This window comes from Escherichia sp. MOD1-EC5990, assembly GCF_002965285.1.
Taxonomy (GTDB): domain Bacteria; phylum Pseudomonadota; class Gammaproteobacteria; order Enterobacterales; family Enterobacteriaceae; genus Escherichia; species Escherichia coli_F.
The window spans coordinates 1-521 of the sequence record NZ_PTRV01000078.1; the positions used below are offsets into that span (position 1 = coordinate 1).

Annotated in this window: 1 pseudogene; it reads right to left on the minus strand. The window is 42.0% G+C overall.

What is annotated here, in order from left to right:
• Window positions 1–521, minus strand: a pseudogene (locus BEB42_RS25945) (ISAs1-like element ISEc1 family transposase); the annotation flags it as partial.

Here is a 521-nt window from a genome sequence, read left to right on the forward strand (position 1 = left end):
TCTGTCCATGGCTGCTTTTCGCATCTTACGTCTTAACCCTGCCTTGAATACCTTATCATTCGTCAAAATATTAATAGCGATGTGCCGTATCCCTGAAAATAATTCTGCTGCATTTCCTCTTCTTATTTTGCAGTCGTCTTCATTCATTACCACGTCCAGACGCCAGTGCAGCTTATTCTCCACGTGCCAGTGGTTTCGGATTGCTGTGGCGAACTTCTCTGCGGTTAAATCAGCAGAACTGATATAATATCTGACCGTCATTTCTGGCTCTTTCTTTTGTTCTGCTATTATTGACCGAAAGGAGACTGCCACGCATAATTTCTTCAGACCTTTCCATTCAAACGTGAAATCAATAAGTTCATCAGGGACATCGCAAACAATATGAAGACGGATTTCTTCTCTGCCGTGACTCTTTTCACTCATTGCGTAACTGTCATGCTCTGGATTATTTAATTCTTTCAGCGGAAATTTTTCCTCGAAGGCTTTATTTAGCCGCCCCTGGTTTCCTTTTACAGCGAATA